Origin of the sequence: Luteibacter sp. (assembly GCF_051958795.1) — a bacterium.
Lineage (GTDB): Bacteria > Pseudomonadota > Gammaproteobacteria > Xanthomonadales > Rhodanobacteraceae > Luteibacter.
The window spans coordinates 12,879-30,754 of the sequence record NZ_JBQCFT010000261.1 but is presented as its reverse complement, the minus strand read 5'-3'; the positions used below and the strand labels follow the sequence as shown (position 1 = coordinate 30,754).

Sequence of the window (17,876 nt, the reverse complement as noted above, 5' to 3'; positions counted from 1 at the left end):
GCCCTCCATGGCCGGCCCCCTGACGGGCTGTTCCCGCCCAGCCGCCTCGCCTGCGGAACTCGCCTCGAGGGTGGGCGCCAAGGACTCTCGGACGCGGTGGGGTTGGGTGGTGGGAGAGCCGGTGTCGCTTCGATGGCCTGTCACGGCTTCATCGCTGCGTAGGTGATCGCGCGCAAGCGCGCTCCTACAAGAGCATGGTCGTTCGGGCCGTCATTCGCCTTGTGGGAGCGCGCTTGCGCGCGATACCCCACGCCCTGCGCAGCTCTGTTGTAGGAGCGCGCTCGCGCGCGACATCTTTCGCGAAAGCGCTACAGGACCATGTTGATCGAGGCGAAAGCTGTCGCCCACAGGGTGGGCTCCTACGGGGCGAGGCTTTCCTGTAATCGACCTCAGCGCGTCCGAGCGCTAGCGCGATGGCGAAGCCGAGCAACCGCGAAGCCGAGGGCGAGCCTGCTCGTGGAATTGAGCACGAGCCCCACCCAAACAGCGCGCACAAAAAAGGCCGCTTGCGCGGCCTTTTAAGTAGAACCCATCGCGGCTGATTAGCGCTGACGGGCCTTGAAACGCGGGTTCGACTTGCAGATCACGAACACCTTGCCGCGACGGCGAACGACTTTGCAGTCACGGTGACGCGACTTCGCGGACTTCAAAGAAGAAAGCACCTTCACGGCCAGCTCCTGATACAAATGAGATACGGGAAAAACGGGATTGTAACCATCCCGCCGGGCCAACGCAAGCCCCGGAATCAATTCGCGTTTCAGCCAAGCCCCAGCTTGGTCCGGGCCTCGCGCACCGTACGCAGGAAGCTTTCCAGCACGGGGGACGTATTGTCCACGCGGCAGGCCACCGCGAGCAACCAGAACGCTTCGGGGTCGTCGATGTTCGCGAAAGCCACCTTGTCGAGGTGCACGGCGCGCAGCGAAGCCGGGACCAGTGCCACGCCGATGCCCGCCGCCACCAGCGGCAGCAGGGAAGGGATCTGCTGGGCTTCCTGGCGGATGTTCGGGCGGAATTTCGCCTTCCCGGCGAGCAGGGTCAGGCGGTCGATCAATGTGGCGGCGGCGGTGCGGGGCGGTGCCACGAAACGCTCGTGGGCGAGGTCCGCCATGCTCACCGTCTCCTGTTTCGCCAGGCGGTGGCCGGCGGGCAGGGCGAGGATCAGCGGCTCTTCGTCGATGACTTCCATGGTGAGCTGGCGGGCATTGGCGATGCCCTCGGGCGGGGAGCGGAGCAGGCCTACGTCGATCTGGCCGCTGAGCAGGGCGTCGTACTGGGCGCCGGTGGGCATCTCGACGAGGTGCAGGCTGACGCCCGGTGCCGCATGTGAGAAGCGGAGCAGGGTTTCGGGAAGCGCCCTGTGGAAAGATACCGAGGTTGCATAGGCCAGCCGCAGCTGGCCGGTGAACCCGGCCGCGGCCTCGGTCACGACGGTCCGCGCCGTTTCCGCCCGTGCCAGGATCGCCTTGGCCTCGACGAGGAAGATCCGTCCTGGTTCGGTCAGTGCCACCCGGCGGCGGTTGCGGTCGAGCAGGCGCACCCCGAGATCGGCCTCAAGTGCCTGGATCTGCTGGGAAAGCGGCGGCTGGGAGATATGCAGTCGCTGCGCTGCCTGGGTGAAGCTCAGGGTTTCCGCCACTTCCACGAAGTAGCGCAGTTGGCGCAAATCGAACATAGTGGTTTTTCGTATAAGTGATCGCTGAAAGATATATTGGCGAACATTTCCTAGGAAATCTATGATTCGTCTCGGCCTACCACCAACCCCTCCCCCTGGGTCGGTAGTGCCCCTCGCTCCGTAACGGTGCTAACAACCGGCGTTTTGGCCTACCTCCCCCCCCGAGGCCCACGCTGAGGCACCCTCTGCGGAGCGACTTTCTTCTGAAGGCCCCGGGCGTGAGACCGGGGCCTTTTTCTTTAGGGTCGCCGCCAGGGGCTATCGCGCGCAAGCGCGCTCCCACAACAGCTGATCGCCTGATGATCCAGTGGGAGCGTGCTTGCGCGCGATGCTTCTCAGACCTTCGACGTGAAATCGCAGCCCGTCGCCGCGCGCAGCGCGTCGACGTCCACCTCCGGCGCCAGCTCGATCAGTTCGAGGCCGCCCGGAGTCACGTCGAACACGCCCAGCTCGGTGATGATGCGATCGACCACGCCCTTGCCGGTGAGGGGCAGGGTGCATTCCTTCAGGATCTGGTGGCCGCCATCCTTCGCGGTGTGTTCCATGACCACCACGACGCGCTTCACGCCGGCGACCAGGTCCATCGCACCGCCCATGCCCTTCACCATCTTGCCAGGCACCATCCAGTTGGCGATGTCGCCTTCGCAGGTGACCTGCAGGGCGCCGAGGATCGAGATATCGATATGGCCGCCGCGGATCATCGCGAACGAATCCGCGCTGGAGAAGAACGCCGCGCCCTGGCGGGCGGTGACGGTCTGCTTACCGGCATTGATCAGGTCGGCATCGACCTCGTCGTCGGTCGGGAAGGGCCCGATGCCGAGCAGGCCGTTTTCCGACTGGAGCCATACATCCACGCCATCCGGCAGGTGGTTGGCCACCAGCGTCGGCAGGCCGATGCCGAGGTTCACGTAATCGCCGTCGGAGAGTTCCCTGGCGGCGCGCTGCGCCATCTGTTCACGGGTCCAGGCCATGGTCTTCTCCTCAGGCGCGCGTGGTGCGCTGTTCAATGCGCTTGGACGGCGCGGGGTTGTGCAAGATGCGGTCGACGTAGATGCCCGGGGTGTGGATCTGGTCCGGGTCAAGCTCGCCCACCTCGACCATGATCTCCACTTCGGCCACGCAAACCTTGCCGGCGGTGGCGACCATGGGGTTGAAGTTGCGCGCGGTCTTGCGGAACACGAGGTTGCCCGACGGATCGGCCTTCCACGCCTTCACCAGCGCCACGTCCGCGACGATCGAACGCTCCATGACGTACATCTGCCCGTCGAATTCACGGGTCTCCTTCCCCTCGGCCACCTGGGTGCCGTAACCGGTGCGGGTGAAGAAAGCGGGGATGCCGGCACCGCCGGCACGCAGCTTCTCGGCGAGCGTGCCCTGCGGGGTGAACTCCACCTCGAGTTCGCCGGCCAGGAACTGCCGTTCGAACTCCTTGTTCTCGCCCACGTACGAGGAAACCATCTTGCGGATCTGCCGGGTGGCCAGGAGCATGCCCAGGCCCACGCCATCGATGCCGGCGTTGTTCGAGACCGCGGTGAGCCCCTTCACGCCTGAATCGCGCAAGGCCTCGATCAGCAACTCGGGGATACCGCAGAGGCCGAAGCCACCGACCGCGACGATCTGGTTATCGGCTACGAGCCCGGCCAGTGCCTCGCGGGCAGTGGCCACACGCTTGTCGCGCTTGTGCGACGTCACCTGGTTCATGCGTACCTGTTCCTTCATGGCGGGCCAGCCGCCGGTTCGCCCGCCATCATAGCCGACGGCCGTCACGTTCCGTGGCGGTTTTCCCGGGCATGCTTGATACGAGAGATGCTGCAATGCGGCGAATGTCGTGCGAATTTCGCCAATCGCGATGGCATCGCGCCACCTATCCTCGTCCCTTTCCGTGGGCTTCGCCGGAGTATCCCGTGAGCAAGCAGAAGATTGGCGTTATTGGCATGGCCGTGATGGGCCGCAACCTGGCCTGGAATATCGAAAGCCGCGGCCACGCGGTATCCATATTCAACCGCACCAAATCCCGCACCGATGAGGTCATGGAGGAGAGCAAGGGCAAGAAGCTCATCCCGACGTATTCATTGCAGGAGTTCGTCGATTCGCTCGAGAAGCCGCGGCGGATCCTGCTCATGGTGCAGGCGGGCAAGGGCACCGATGCCGTGATCGAGGAACTGCGCCCATTGCTCGACAAGGGCGATATCGTGATCGACGGTGGCAATACCTATTACAAGGACACCGTCCGCCGCGGCGAAGAACTCGCGAAGGATGGTCTTCATTTCATCGGCACCGGTGTGTCCGGGGGCGAGGAAGGCGCATTGAAAGGCCCTTCGATCATGCCCGGCGGCCCGCGCGATGCGTATGACCTGGTGGCACCGATTCTCACGGAAATAGCGGCCAAGGCGCCGGATGGCGAGCCATGCGTCACGTACATTGGCCCGGATGGCGCGGGCCATTACGTGAAGATGGTGCACAACGGCATCGAATACGGCGATATGCAGCTGATCGCCGAGAGCTACGCGGTACTGAAGCACGTGCTCGGCCTCTCCAATGAGGAACTGGCCGATGTCTACGACGAATGGAACAAGGGCGAACTCGACAGTTTCCTGATCGAGATCACGGCGAAGATCTTCCGCCGCAAGGACGAGAAGAGCGGCAAGATGCTCGTGGACATGATCCTCGACCGCGCCGCGCAGAAGGGCACCGGCAAGTGGACCAGCCAGAGCGCGCTGGATCTCGGCGTCCCGCTGACCCTGATCACGGAGTCCGTCTTCGCCCGCGTGCTCTCCTCGATGAAGGAGGAGCGCGTGGCGGCGAGCAAGGTGCTGAAGGGGCCGGGGCAGCCGAAGTTCAGTGGCGATCGCAAGGCCTTCATCGAGTCGGTGCGCAAGGCGCTCTACATGAGCAAGCTGATCTCGTATGCCCAGGGCTTTGCCCAGTTGCGCGCCGCATCAGAAGAGAACCACTGGGATCTCCATTACGGCGAGATCGCGAAGATCTTCCGCGCCGGCTGCATTATCCGGGCCCGCTTCCTGCAGAAGATCACCGATGCCTATAAGCACGATGGCCAGCTGAAGAACCTGCTGCTCGACCCTTATTTCAGCGATATTGTCCAGGGTTACCAGGGTGCCCTGCGCGAGGTCGTCGGCGAAGCGGTGCGGGTCGGCGTGCCGGTGCCCGGCTTCTCCGCCGCCATCGCTTATTACGATAGCTACCGCGCCGATGTGCTGCCCGCCAATCTCATCCAGGCCCAGCGCGATTTCTTCGGTGCGCACACGTTCGAGCGAATCGACGAAAAGGGCAGTTTCCACGCGGAGTGGGCCGGCGGTTAATCCACGGCGCGTGGCTTGTAAATGGCCGCTCCGGGCAAGGCCTGGCGCGGCCATTACGTGCGCGCGTCGCGTTGTTGCAAACGCACGCTAGCGCTGGAAGGGAACCTCCCTATAGAGTTGGGCCTCTAAAGGGGTGGCCACCCGAGGGGAATGGCCGCCGAGTCCAACGAGGGAGTACGTTGTTCCATGTTCAAAAAGCCCGTGATCAGCGTTACGGCGCTGGCGGTAGCGCTTGCCGGATGCACGTCGCTGCCGCAACCCAAGGACGATGGCGCACTGCAGCGTGAGGCAATTGCCGGTACGGAAAAGCCGGCGCCGCGTCCGATTATCGCCCCCCCGGTCGGCCCCCAGGGCGCGGTGGTGGCCCCGGCCCAGATCACGACGGGCACGGGCGAATTCGTCAGGCCGGTGGGATTGGCCGAACCCAAGCCGGTTGCCGAGGGGCAGGGCACGGTTACCTTCAATTTTGAGAACCAGCCGGTCGAGTCGGTGGTGAAAGCCATCCTGGGCGACCTGCTGCACGAGAACTATTCGATCGTGCCGGGCGTGCAGGGCAACGTTTCGTTCTCCACCTCGCAGCCGGTCACGGCCGAGCAGGCGCTGCCGATCCTTGAGACCCTGTTGTCCTGGACGGGCAATGCGCTGGTCCGCACGAACGGCCGCTACGTGGTCATGCCCTCGAAGGACGCGGTACCGGGCAATGTCGTGCCGAGCATCGGCGCCACGGCGCCGCCCGGCGGTTTGCAGGCTCGCCTTTTCCCGTTGCACTTCATCTCGGCGACCGAGATGCAGAAGCTGATCAAGCCGTTTGCGCGCGCCGATGCCACCTTGCTGGCAGACCCCACGCGCAATGTGCTGGTCATGGCCGGTACGGCCACGGAACTGGATAATTACGCGCGCACCGTAAAAACCTTCGATGTGGACTGGCTCCGCGGCATGTCCGTGGGCGTGTTCAGCCTGCAGCGCGCGGAAGTGAAAGACCTGACGCCGAAGCTCGATTCGATCTTCGGCGACAAGGGCAACACGCCGATGGCCGGCATGCTCCGCTTCATCCCGATCGAGCGGACCAACTCGCTGGTGGTGATCAGCCCGAACGCCACGTACCTCGAGGAAGTGAAGAGCTGGATCGACCGCATCGACCGCGGTGGTGGCAATGAGCCGCAGCTGTTCGTATACGACGTCCGCAACGTCCAGGCTTCGGACCTGGCCGATTACCTCTCCGATATCTATGGCGGCGGTTCGGGTGGCGGTTCCTCCGATCGCGGCGGCCGCGTCGGCCCCGGCCTTTCCTCCGGCACGCTGGGTGGCGGCGATAGCGACCTCGGCAACCGCGGCGGTTCGGGCATGGGCAGCACCACCGGTGCGTTCGGCAACAGCTCGTCCTCGTCCAACTCCGGCTATCTCAATACCTCGAACAATTCGGGGCTGAACGGCTCCAGCACCGGTGGCTTCGGCAGCAACAGCAGCGGCTCGGCCTTCGGTAGCACCGGGTCGTCCGGCAGCGGCTTCGGTGATGACGATTCGTCCGGCCGTCGCCAGCACAACGGTGGCATCACCACCGACGATGGCGTGCGCATCACCTCGGTCGACAACAACAACCAGCTGATGATCCGTTGCCGCCCGTCGCAGTGGACGGAGATCGAGCAGGCAATCAAGCGCCTCGATGCCGTGCCGCTGCAGGTGCAGATCGAAACGCGCATCCTCGAGGTCCACCTCACCGGCGACCTCGAGTTCGGCGTGCAGTGGTACCTCGAAGGCCTGGTCGGTGGCACCAACGGTTCCGTCGGCCAGCCCGGCAACAAGCAGCAGTGGGCGCTGGGCAACATCGGCAACACCTATAACCCGTCTAAGGACGCGTTCTTCTATTCCTTCGTGAACAACAACCTGTCGGTCGCCCTGCATGCGCTGGAGACCAACGGGAATACGAAGACGCTTTCCGCGCCGTCGCTGGTGGTGTTGAACAACCAGAAAGCGCACATCCAGGTGGGCGACCAGATCCCCATCCAGCAGACGTATATCAATACGAACGCCAACACCGACAACACGATCGGCCAGGTGGAATACAAGGACACCGGTGTGATCCTCAACGTGCGTCCGCGCGTGAATCCGGGTGGCCTGGTGTACATGAACATCAACCAGGTGGTCAGCGCGCCGGGGCAGAAGGACACCACGACCGGCAACTTCCCGATCCAGCAGCGCGAAGTGTCGACGCAGGTTGCGGTGCAGAGCGGGCAGACCGTCTTGCTCGGTGGTCTTATCCGGCAGATCGATGGCACGACGGATACGGGCATTCCCGGCCTGAACCGCATTCCCATCTTCGGCCGCCTGTTCGGCACCACCAGCCGCAGCCGCGACCGCACCGAGCTGATCGTGCTGATCACGCCGAAGGTCATCACCAACGGTGATGAAGCCAAGCAGGTCACCGACGAGTACCAGCAGAAGTTCGAATCGCTGCGCCCGTTCACCGGCCACGCTGGCACGGCACGCATGGATCAGAAGGAACCGACGGTTACCGTTCCCCTGAAGTAACCGCGATCCTGGTAGGAGCCCACCCTGTGGGCGACGCCATTCGCGATACCGCCGCAGGCCCTGCGTTGGTATCGCGAAAGATGTCGCCCACAGGGTGGGCTCCTACATTTGTGGTTAGTGGACGGGGGAGGGGGACACCGGCGCGGGCGGCCGGTATGGCTGCACGCTGCGCCCGAGGTTCGTGCCCATGCGCTGGCCGAGTGCCGCGGCGTTGTACAGGCCGAGCCGGTTGCTTGGCACCTTGCGTATGTCGTTGCTATCCAGCGGCGAGGGCATGCCGGGGGGCGTGGCGAGCTGCTGGTTGAGGCAGTCGTATGACAACGCGGCGCTGCCTGCGTGTGCCGGTTGCACGCAGGTGGCCGTGGCGCTCGCATGCACGCCGGGAAGTTCCACCACGGATTGCGAATGCACGCTCATCGCGGCGGACAATCCGACAAGCAGAAGACAATATTGCCGATTACGCATAGCCTTGATCCCTCGCTGGCGCGCATTGGATAACACGCCGTTGCCCGGGAAAGGAAGCACGTCACGCTTGTCATGGTTGCGTCATCAACCTTGTCACCGAACCGGCGTCTTTGTGTCATCCACGCTGCCTAGCCTTGGCCCGGATTACCCGTACCGCATGGGCCACCGCGAGGACTGACCGTGACGCGTTGTGCCTTCGCGCTGCTGGCTTGCGCGCTGTGCTTCGGCACGGCGCTTGCCGCGCCACGGGGAGGGGATGCCACGCAAGGGATGACGCATGGAACGACGCGCTTCGATATCGATGCACAGCCGCTCGCCGGCGCGTTGCGTGCGTTCAGCGAAACCACGGGCATCGCGGTGTTGTTCGATGACGCGGTCGTCGCCGGCCGGAGTTCGCCGGGCCTGCATGGGGATGCCGGACCACGCGATGCACTGCGGATCCTCCTGGTCGGTACCGACCTCAGCGCGCATTTCACGTCGATGAACGCGTTCACCGTCAACACCATGCCCGCCGCGGCCGGCGAAGAGGCCGGCACTCCACCGGTGGCGCCGCCAGCGCTTGCCGAAAACGATGCGACCGAACTGCAGCAGGCGCTCGAGAAAGTCCTTTGCCTGCGCCGCGATACAAGGCCCGGGACCTTCCGCCTTGCGCTCCAGATATGGATCGATGGAAACGGTACGGTCGCCGATGTCGTGGCGCTGGCGCCCTCCGACGATGGCGCACGCGATGCACGCGTGCTCGGCGCCGTACGCCAGGCCCGCGTGCCTGCGCGCCTGTCCGCGGGTAGTCCGTTCACCGTGCTGCTCGCGCCCTCGCGGCGCGATGCCTGCGGGGACGCATGACTTCCCAGGTCACGCTCCTCGGCCTGTTCCTCGATAACTACGAGGATTTCCGCCGCCGCCTTCGCCGCCGCCTGCGTTCCGACGATCTCGCCGACGACGTGATGCAGGAGACCTACCTGCGCGTGGAAAAGCTCGCGATGCCCGAGGGTCACGCGACGCACCCGACGAGCTACCTGTTCCGCATGGCGCTGAACATGGCGGCCGACCATCATCGCTCGCAAGGGCGGTTGCTGACCGGCGAGGAAGTCGACGACCTCCTGCATGCCGTGGACGACATCGTGGATCCATCCACCGTCCTCGCCTCGCAACAGGACATCGCGGCGCTCAGCGTCGCGCTGGAGGGGCTGACCCGACGGCAGCGGGAGATCCTGCTCGCCGCCCGCGTGGACGAGCTGCCCCAGGCCGATATCGCGGCCCGCCACGGCATCTCCGTGCGCATGGTCGGCAAGGAACTGAAGAAGGCGCTTGAGACCTGTGCCGCGAAAACCGGCCGTCGTTCGTTCCAGCGGTTCGGTCCCGGCGCCCGGGAAACGTCCTGACCGGTATGGATACGTTCAACCGCCACGATCGCCGCACGGAAGCCCATGGCTGGCTGGTGCACCTGACCTCGGGCACCGCCACCCGCGAGGACGGCGAGGCGTTTCGCCGCTGGTGCGCCGCCAGCGAGGCGAATGCACATGCCTTCGCCGAAGCGCGCGCGCTGTGGGAGGCCCTGGGCCCAGCCGCGGCGCTGCGTGAACACCAGCGCGGCACACGGGGCAGGGCGCCACGCGCGCATGGCGTCCGCCTGTCGCGGCGCGCCTTCCTGGGCGGTGCCGTGGCCGCATCGGTCGCCGCCTTGCTCATGGTGCGCAGCGATGTGTTCACCCGCGGTAGTGCCCCGGATGGCGATGGCCTGCGTACCCAGGTCGGGGAGCAGAAGACCCTGGCGATGGCGCCCGGCGTCGCGCTGGAAATGAACACGGATACCGACATCGCCGTGCGCAAGCGCGGTGGCGTGGTCACCGGCATGCACCTGCGACGCGGCGAGGCCGTGGTCCGGGTCGATCCGTCGCGCAAGGAGCCGTTCGTGGTCGAGGTGGCCGATGGCCGGCTGTTTTCGAGCCCGGGTGCGGCCTTTGCCGTGCGCTGTGCAGACGATGCCGCCACGGTGACCTGCATGAACGGGCAGGCCGTGCTGACCCGCGATGGGGTGAACACCACGGTGAGGCCGTCGCAACAGCTGGCGTTCGACGCCACGGGCGTGGGCGCGATCACCGCGGTGAACCTGGACACCGCGCTGGCTTGGCGCAACCGCGTGCTCATCTATGACAACCAGCCGCTCGGCGATGTCGTGGCCGATATCAATCGCTACCGCCCCGGCCGCATCGTCATCACCGATCGTGCCCTCGCCGAGCGTCGCGTCCATGCGCGTTTCACCCTCGACCAGATGGGTGAAGTGGCCACGCTGATCCAGGACGCGTATGGCGCGCACGCGACGAACCTGCCGGGCGGCTGGGTGCTGTTGAGCTGAATGGAACGGGCCGGCACCCGCGGCCGCATGAATTTTTCGTGACACCGGTTCAGTGCGACGACAGCCCGCGCGTCTAAGGGGCAAACGGAACACAGGGGAACTTGGCGTGGGTACACGAGCACTACGGGTGAACGCATGAAGCGTGCCGCGAACCCACTGGCGAAGGCGTTGGCCCTCGCCATCGCATGCGGGCTTTCCGTCCATGCCACGGCGCAGGATGCGCCGCAGTCGTTCGATGTGAATGAGTACGTCGTGGATGGCAACACCACGCTGCAGGCGCTGGATATCGAAACCGCGGTGTACCCGTTCCTGGGCCCGGGCAAGTCGATGAACGACGTCTCCGGTGCGCGCGATGCGCTGCAGAAGGCCTACCAGGCGAAGGGCTACCAGTCGGTCGTCGTCGACATCCCGCCGCAGCAGGTGAAGGAAGGCGTGATCCGCCTGCAGGTCACCGAGAACACGATCGGCCGCGTGCGCGTCGAAGGCGCCACGTACCGCTCGCCGAAGGATATCCGCGACGGCGTGCCGGCGCTTGCCGAAGGCGACGTGCCGAACTTCTCCAGTGCCCAGCAGCAGCTCACCGACGTGAATCGCCGTGCCGGTGCACAGGTGGTGCCCGTGCTTACCCCGGGCAAGTTGCCGAACACCATGGACGTCACGCTGAAGGTCACCGACAACAAGCCGGTCACCGCGAGCCTGGAGGTCAACAACGACCACAGCGTGAACACGCCGGAACTGCGCACCGTCGCCAGCATCCGCGACGACAACCTCTTCCAGGATGGCCACGCGGCGTCGTTGACGTACATCGTGGCGCCACAGGATCGCAACAGCTCCGAAGTGTGGGCCGGCTCGTACCTCGTGCCGTTCAGCAGTGACTGGAGCATGCTGGCGTCGGGGTACAAGTCGAACAGCAACGCCAACGCCGTCGGCGGCACCACGGTGCTCGGCAAGGGCAACGCGTTGGGCTTCACCTTCGTGCGGAACCTGCCCACGCATGGCGAGTTCTCGCAATCGCTTTCGCTCGGCGTCACCCGCAAGCACTTCGACCAGAACCTGGTGCTTGGCGAGGACACCTCGAAGGCACCGATCACCTATATCCCCGTGAGCGTGACCTACCAGGGCCAGCGCGTGGGCGAGAAGTCGCTGAGCACGATGTCGCTGGGCGCGGTGGCGGGCTTCCGCGCCGGTGGCAGCAGCGCGGCCGAGTTCGACAACCAGCGCTACAAGGCGCGGCAGAACTTCTTTTACGTGAAGGCCGAGGGCGGCCACACCCGCAATTTCGATAGCGGCTGGAGCCTGATGGGCCGCCTCGCGCTGCAGCTTTCCACATCGTCGCTCGTGTCGAGCGAACAGTTCGCGGCGGGTGGTGAAAGCACCGTGCGCGGCTACCTCGAAGCCGAGGAAACGGCCGACCACGGTGTCATCGGCTCGCTCGAACTGCGCACGCCTTCCATCGGCGCGCACCTCGGTAGCTGGGTCAACGACTGGCGCTTCCTCGCCTTTGCCGATGGCGCACACCTGCAGCTGATGAACGCGCTGCCGCAGCTCATCGACGCGAACAACCCGGATGCCGGCAGCCGCACCGTGAAGAGTTACGACCTCTCCAGCGTCGGCGTCGGCACCCGCTTCCAGCTGTTCAACATCGCCACCGGTGCCTTCGAGATCGCCTATCCGTTCAACGACGGCCAGGCCACGAAGGCGCACGACACCCGCATCCATTTCTCTCTCAAGGCCGAGCTCTGACCGGGCACAAGGGCATCCACCCAGGGGTATCACCGTGAAACGACTTCTGTTCCTCGCCTCCATGCTGGTCGGCCTCGCGCCGGCGGCCCACGCTGCCGATGCCTCGTGGTGGAACCAGGATTTCGCCTATCGCAAGGCCATCACCATCGACACCACGGCGAAGGGCGGCAACGTCAGCACCGCCGCTGGCCGCGTGCCCATGCTGGTCCGCCTGCATTCGGGCAACTTCACTTTCGATGGCGTCAACGAGAGCGGTGCGGACGTCCGCTTCGTGGCCGCCGATGACAAGACCCCGCTGAACTACCAGATCGAATCCTTCGATCCGGTCCTGGGCGTCGCGCTGGTCTGGGTGGATCTGCCGCAGGTGGGCGCGGATGCGCAGCAGCAGGTGTGGATGTACTACGGCAACCCCAAGGCGCAGGGCGCCGACAAGGGCAGCGCCACGTTCGATGCCGACTACGCCGCGGTCTACCACTTCGAGGACGCCGCCGGCAGCGCGCCGCGTGACGCTACGGCCTATGCGAACAACGCCGCGGGTACCGTCGCCACGGTCGACGGCATCATCGGCAAGGCCGCACGCTTCGATGGCAAGCAGGGGCTGAAGATTCCCGGCGCGGTCTCGATGGCCGTGGCCCAGGGTGGCGCCTTCACGTTCAGCGCCTGGGTGAAGCCGGATGCGATCGCCGATGGCAAGGTCACGCTTTATGCGCGCCACCAGGGCACGCAGGAACTGATCGTCGGCCTGCAGAAGGGCGCGCCGTTCGTACAGGTGGGTGAGGGCGAGGCCGCCCCCGCGAGCACGCCGGGCGAGCCGCTGAAGGCAGCCGCATGGGCCCACCTCGCGGTCACCGCCGCGGATGGCAACATCCAGCTCTACGTGGATGGCAAGCCGTACGCGACGCTCGCCGCCGCGCTTCCGGCGCTGAACACCGAAGCGTCGCTGGGTAGCGACACCGCCGACGTGACGAACGCGGGCGCCCCCTTCGCCGGCCAGATGGACGAAGTGCGTATCTCGCGCATCGCCCGCCCGGCCGTGATGATCGCGATGGATGCGCAGGCCCAGGGCGCCGAATCGAAGCTGGTGGCCTATGGCACCGACGAGAAGCAGGCCGGCGTGGGCTTCGGCTACTTCGGCATCATCGTGAAGTCCGTGACCGCCGATGCCTGGGTTGTCATCGGCATCCTGCTCGTCATGGCGGTGATCTCGTGGGTCGTGATGTGGCAGCGCGCCTCGTACGTAAACCGCGTAAGCCGGGCCAACGACGAGTTCCTCGACGCCTTCCGCAAGCAGGGCCGCAACATCCTGGCCCTGTCGCGTGACCCGGCCGCCAACCGCCTGGCCGATGCGTCGCTGTACCGCCTGTACAAGGTGGGCGCGGGCGAGGTGTGGGGTCGCCGCGATGCCGACGGCCACGACCATATCGCCCCGGAATCGATCGAAGCGATCCGCGCCACGATGGATTCGACCATGGTCCGCGAGAACCAGCGCCTCGCCAAGTCGATGGTGATGCTCACCATCGCCATCTCCGGCGGCCCGTTCCTTGGGCTGCTCGGCACCGTGGTCGGCGTCATGATTACCTTCGCGGCGATCGCCGCGGCGGGCGTCGTGAACGTCAACGCGATCGCCCCGGGTATCGCCGCCGCGCTGCTCGCGACGGTGGCCGGCCTGTTCGTCGCGATCCCGGCGCTGTTTGGCTACAACTACCTGCTCATCCGCAACAAGAACGTCACCGCGAACATGCAGGTGTTCGTCGATGAGTTCGTCACCCGCCTGGCCGAACAGCAGCGCGTCGTGGCCCCGGCCGCGGTCGCCGCGTAAGGACCCGCCGCCATGCGCGCCCAGGACGACGACAAGCCGTACGACGACATCAACATCACGCCGATGCTCGACCTGGCGTATGTGCTGCTCGTCATCTTCATCATCATGACCACCGCCTCGGTGCAGGGCATCAAGGTGAACCTGCCCAAGGCCTCGGCCGCCGTGAGCATGGCCAAGCCTCAGACCAAGGCCATCACCGTCTCCGAAACCGGCCAGGTGTTCCTCGATGCCTACCCGGTCACGCTCGCCGAGCTGGAACAGCGCCTGCGTTCGCTCAAGGCGCTGAACCCGGATTTCCCGGTGGTGGTGAAGGGCGATTCCACGGTGCAGTACCAGAAGGTCATGGACATCCTGGACCTGCTGCGCCGCGTGGACCTGCCACAGGTCGGCCTCGTGACCGGCAAGGCGCCGAAGGGCTGATGGCGTGGACGCTTTCGAACCACGCCGCCGCCCGCCACGCCGTTGGCTAGGCACCGCCGTCGCCGCGGCGGTGTTCCTGGGCTTCGTCGCGCTGGTCTGGCATTTCGCCTCCAGCACGGTGGGCGTGCGCCGCGAGGCGCCGCGCATCGCGACGATCACGCCCTTGCCGCCACCGCCGCCTCCGCCGAAGGAAAAGCCGCCCGAGCCGCCAAAACCGGAGGAAAAAATCAAGCCGGTAGAAGACAAGCCGCTCGATCAGCCGCAGAAGCCGGTCGATGCGCCGAAGTCCACGCCGGACGTGGCGAAGCAGGTCACCATGAACACCGACGCGCAGGCCGGCAGCGACAGCTTCAACATCGGCGCGGGCGCCGGTGGTGGCATGGTCGGCTCGCACGGCGGTAACGGCAGCGGCACCGGCAGCTACGACCAGTACCTCGGTTACGCGATCCAGCAGGCGAACCAGCGCAACGACAAGGTCAACCGCCTCGCGTTCCAGGTACAGGCCAATGTCTGGCTCGATGCGGATGGCCGCCTCGTTCGCGCCGAACTGGTCGCGCCCAGCGGCAACCAGTCGACGGACGATGCGCTGATCGAAGCCTTGCGCGCGATGCCGCGCATCGACGTGGCGCCGCCGTCCTCGCTGCATTTCCCTCTTCGCGTGTCCATCCGCGGGAAACGTCCCGCATGAACACGCTCATTCCTTCCAAGCCCTTTGTTTCCCGGAGATTCCGCATGACCCACGGAAAGGCACGCCAGCGACCCGCGCGCGCCCTGCTGGCCGCCGCCATCGGCCTGGCCATCTGCGCCACGGGCGTCCACGCCCAGTCCGCGCCGTCGGAGAACGCCACCATCAACCTCGTGCGCCTGCTGGTGAAGCGCGGCGTGCTCACCCAGGCCGATGCGGATGGCCTCATCGCGCAGGCCAACGCCGATGCGGCCGCCGCGCAGAAGGCCGCCGGTACCGCCAATGCCGTGCCCGCCGCTCCGGGGCAGGTTCGGGTGACGTACGTACCCGAGGTGGTGCGTAACCAGATCAAGGACGAGCTGCGCCAGGAAGTGGTGGCCCAGGCGAAGGAAGAGCGCTGGGCCGAGCCGGGCAAGCTGCCTGAGTGGCTCGATCGCATCGAGTGGACCGGCGACATGCGCGTGCGCGACGAATTCCACTATTACGACAAGGGCAATGCCTCGCAGGTCGTGGACTTCGCCTCGCTCAACCGCACGGGCCCCTACGACCTCAACGGCGTGGTCCCGCCGCCGCAGCTCAACACGCTGGAGAACCGCACCAATTCCCTGCGTATCCGTGCGCGCCTCGGCGTCAACGTGAACCTCGGCGACGGCGTGACCGCGGGCATCCGCATCGGCACCGGCAACGACAACAACCCGGTCTCGACCACGCAGAACCTGGGCGGTGGCCTGGGCAAGAAGAACGTGTGGCTGGACCAGGCGTGGCTTGCATGGCGCCCGGCGGATTGGGTGAAGGTGACTGGCGGCCGCATGCCGAACCCGTTCCTCAGCACCAACCTCGTCTACGCCGACGACCTGAACTTCGACGGCATCGCCAGCCATTTCGATGTGCCGGCCAGCGATGATGTCAGCACGTTCGCTACCGTGGGCATGTTCCCGATCGAGTACCAGTCGGATGACTTCCCGTCCCAGGCGGGCACGAAGAACGCCAGCCGCGACAAGTGGATGACCGGCGCGCAGCTCGGCGCTACGTGGAAATTTGCCGACGATGCCGAGTGGAAGTTCGCCCTGGCGTACTACCGATTCGACCACATGCAGGGCCAGCTCTCCGACCCGTGCCCGATCTACCTGGGCGTGACCTACTGCAGCACGGATGCCACGCGTCCGACCTTCATGCAGAAGGGCAACTCGCTGTTCCTGATCCGCGACATCATCCCGGACCCGAACTCGCCCAGCAATTACGCCCAGCCGCAGTTCGTCGGCCTGGTCTACGACTACCACGTCGCCAACGCCACCACGCGCCTCGACATGAACGTCGCGGATACGCCGCTGCGCCTGGAAGGCGACTACATCCGCAACATGGCCTACCACCGCAAGGATGCGTTCCGCGAGGACGTGGGCCTGAATCGCCTGGTCAACAACTTCGGTGCGGGTGATTTCAGCGAGGCCACCTACAAGAGCGGCCCGGTGGGCTGGATGTTCCGCGCCACGCTGGGCAACCCGGATCCGCATGCGGCCGGCGACTGGAACGTGAGCGTCGCTTACAAGTACCTGCAGCCGGACGCGACGCTGGATGGCCTCAACGATCCGGACTTCCACCTCGGTGGCACCAACGCCAAGGGCTTCATCCTCGGCGGCAGCTACGGCATCTCGAAGTACTCCTGGCTGAGCCTGCGCTACTTCAACGCGAAGGAAGTGTTTGGCCCGCCGCTCTCGATCGACGTGTTCCAGCTTGAAATGAACGCACGGTTCTAAGGAGGCGCCATGAAACGCTTGCTCATCGCCATCGCGCTGACCGCCGCCATACCGGCCGCGTTCGCGCAACAGGCCAGCCTGGAGAGCCGCATCCGCAGCCAGCTCGCGGAAACGCGCGGCCAGCTGCAGGATCTCCAGGCCCAGCAGGCCAGCTGGGCCGCGGAAAAGGCCCAGCTGGAGAAGGAACGCGACGCCGCGAAGGCCGAGGCCGAGGCAGCACGCGCGGAAGCGAAGAAGGGCAGTGCGGTATCGCCCGACACCTCGCGCGCGCTGGCTGCTGAAAAGCAGCGCCGCGAGGCGGCGGAAGCTTCCGCCCAGAAGGGCAAGGCCGACGCCGATTCGGCGGCGGTCGCACTGCGTACCGCGGAGACCGAGCGCGCGCGGCTGGCCAAGGCCCTAGATGCCGCGAACGGCCAGGTGGATGTCTGCACCGCACGCAACGTGCAGATGTACCGCGTGGGGCAGGAAGTCATCGCGGCTTATGAAAACATCGACATGGGCGACGTGTTCAGTTCACGCCAGCCGTTCGCGGCGAAGGCGCGGGTGAAGCTGGAAACCGCGGCGCAGGCGTTCGGCGACAAGCTCTACGACCAGCGCTTCGACCCGCGCGCCAGCCAGGCCGCGGCCAACCCATGATCAAGGACCCGTCAACCCCGCGGTGGGTCGCCACGGACGACACAGGAGCCCGCGATGGACAGGGACGTCCCCTTGTCGAGGCACGCATGAGCAGCCTGCACGCGCTTGCCGAGATGCTGCGCCAGCTGTATGCGGCGCGCCAGGCGAAAGCCGCCGACATCCTGCTCGACCGCGTGCCGCGCGATGCGTTGCAGGAGATGCTCGGTGAGTCTTCGGCCTTCCTCGGCGCGCGCGTGCGCTACGACATCGAAGATACGTTGCGCCACCGCAAACGCCCCGAGGATCCGAGCCATACGACGCTGCGCGCGATCAGCGCCGTGCTCAACGCATGGCTGCATGACGGGCGCCGCATGGCCATCCGCGCGGTGCTCCGCGAATGCACCGTGGCCGAACTGCATGAGCTCGCCCATTTACCCGATATCCACGACGAAGTGGCGTCCATGACCAGCGATTTCACGGGCGGAATCGCTCCGTAAC

17 protein-coding genes are annotated in these 17,876 nt (G+C 65.8%); 12 read left to right on the top strand and 5 right to left on the bottom strand.

The genetic code is table 11. From position 1 onward, the window contains the following. Positions 1 to 542 precede the first annotated feature (542 nt). The 4 genes from ykgO to ACTHLF_RS13800 form a co-directional block, all read right to left on the bottom strand. Complete coding sequence (gene ykgO / locus ACTHLF_RS13815) at positions 543 to 668, bottom strand: type B 50S ribosomal protein L36 (protein WP_029213509.1); 126 nt, start codon at positions 666 to 668, stop codon at positions 543 to 545. An 89-nt stretch (positions 669 to 757) separates the two neighbouring features. Beyond that, complete coding sequence (locus ACTHLF_RS13810; protein WP_440327923.1) at positions 758 to 1,672, bottom strand: LysR family transcriptional regulator; 915 nt, start codon at positions 1,670 to 1,672, stop codon at positions 758 to 760. Between the two features lie 335 nt (positions 1,673 to 2,007). Next, positions 2,008 to 2,643 (bottom strand): 3-oxoacid CoA-transferase subunit B, encoded by a 636-nt coding sequence (locus tag ACTHLF_RS13805; protein ID WP_440327922.1) that lies wholly within the window; start codon positions 2,641 to 2,643, stop codon positions 2,008 to 2,010. 10 nt (positions 2,644 to 2,653) lie between these two features. Next, positions 2,654 to 3,373, bottom strand: coding sequence for a CoA transferase subunit A (locus tag ACTHLF_RS13800; protein WP_440327921.1), 720 nt, complete (start codon positions 3,371 to 3,373; stop codon positions 2,654 to 2,656). 203 nt (positions 3,374 to 3,576) lie between these two features. On the opposite strand from ACTHLF_RS13800, the gene gndA reads away from it, so the two are divergent. Next, positions 3,577 to 4,992, top strand: a complete 1,416-nt coding sequence (gene gndA / locus ACTHLF_RS13795) for an NADP-dependent phosphogluconate dehydrogenase (RefSeq protein ID WP_440327920.1) — start codon at positions 3,577 to 3,579, stop codon at positions 4,990 to 4,992. Between the two features lie 186 nt (positions 4,993 to 5,178). After that, a complete protein-coding gene (gene gspD / locus ACTHLF_RS13790; RefSeq protein WP_440327919.1) occupies positions 5,179 to 7,521 on the top strand; it encodes a type II secretion system secretin GspD in 2,343 nt (780 codons plus the stop codon). A gap of 114 nt (positions 7,522 to 7,635) precedes the next feature. Here the strand turns inward: gspD and ACTHLF_RS13785 are convergent, their stop codons facing one another. Further along, positions 7,636 to 7,938, bottom strand: a complete 303-nt coding sequence (locus ACTHLF_RS13785; RefSeq protein ID WP_440327918.1) for a hypothetical protein — start codon at positions 7,936 to 7,938, stop codon at positions 7,636 to 7,638. Between the two features lie 228 nt (positions 7,939 to 8,166). On the opposite strand from ACTHLF_RS13785, the gene ACTHLF_RS13780 reads away from it, so the two are divergent. The 10 genes from ACTHLF_RS13780 (at position 8,167) to ACTHLF_RS13735 (ending at position 17,875) form a co-directional block, all read left to right on the top strand. Next, a complete protein-coding gene (locus tag ACTHLF_RS13780) occupies positions 8,167 to 8,829 on the top strand; it encodes a secretin and TonB N-terminal domain-containing protein (protein ID WP_440327917.1) in 663 nt (220 codons plus the stop codon). Further along, positions 8,826 to 9,368 carry an RNA polymerase sigma factor gene (locus ACTHLF_RS13775; RefSeq protein WP_440327916.1) on the top strand — a complete coding sequence of 181 codons (543 nt, stop codon included), beginning with the start codon at positions 8,826 to 8,828 and terminating at the stop codon, positions 9,366 to 9,368. The genes ACTHLF_RS13780 and ACTHLF_RS13775 overlap by 4 nt, the downstream gene beginning before the upstream one ends. A gap of 5 nt (positions 9,369 to 9,373) precedes the next feature. Further along, positions 9,374 to 10,342 (top strand): FecR family protein, encoded by a 969-nt coding sequence (locus ACTHLF_RS13770; RefSeq protein ID WP_440327915.1) that lies wholly within the window; start codon positions 9,374 to 9,376, stop codon positions 10,340 to 10,342. Between the two features lie 135 nt (positions 10,343 to 10,477). Beyond that, positions 10,478 to 12,085 (top strand): ShlB/FhaC/HecB family hemolysin secretion/activation protein, encoded by a 1,608-nt coding sequence (locus ACTHLF_RS13765; protein ID WP_440327914.1) that lies wholly within the window; start codon positions 10,478 to 10,480, stop codon positions 12,083 to 12,085. Between the two features lie 34 nt (positions 12,086 to 12,119). Beyond that, positions 12,120 to 13,904, top strand: a complete 1,785-nt coding sequence (locus ACTHLF_RS13760; RefSeq protein ID WP_440327913.1) for a DUF2341 domain-containing protein — start codon at positions 12,120 to 12,122, stop codon at positions 13,902 to 13,904. A gap of 12 nt (positions 13,905 to 13,916) precedes the next feature. Further along, positions 13,917 to 14,324 carry an ExbD/TolR family protein gene (locus ACTHLF_RS13755; protein ID WP_440327912.1) on the top strand — a complete coding sequence of 136 codons (408 nt, stop codon included), beginning with the start codon at positions 13,917 to 13,919 and terminating at the stop codon, positions 14,322 to 14,324. A 4-nt stretch (positions 14,325 to 14,328) separates the two neighbouring features. Continuing rightward, positions 14,329 to 15,012: a TonB C-terminal domain-containing protein gene (locus ACTHLF_RS13750; protein WP_440327911.1), complete on the top strand. Its 684-nt coding sequence runs from the start codon at positions 14,329 to 14,331 to the stop codon at positions 15,010 to 15,012. Positions 15,013 to 15,056: 44 nt separating this feature from the next. Next, the gene (locus ACTHLF_RS13745) at positions 15,057 to 16,763 is read left to right on the top strand and encodes a putative porin (protein WP_440327910.1); all 1,707 of its coding nucleotides are present in this window, start codon (positions 15,057 to 15,059) and stop codon (positions 16,761 to 16,763) included. A gap of 9 nt (positions 16,764 to 16,772) precedes the next feature. Then, positions 16,773 to 17,399 (top strand): hypothetical protein, encoded by a 627-nt coding sequence (locus tag ACTHLF_RS13740; protein WP_440327909.1) that lies wholly within the window; start codon positions 16,773 to 16,775, stop codon positions 17,397 to 17,399. A gap of 86 nt (positions 17,400 to 17,485) precedes the next feature. Then, positions 17,486 to 17,875: a hypothetical protein gene (locus ACTHLF_RS13735; protein ID WP_440327908.1), complete on the top strand. Its 390-nt coding sequence runs from the start codon at positions 17,486 to 17,488 to the stop codon at positions 17,873 to 17,875. Position 17,876 lies beyond the last annotated feature (1 nt).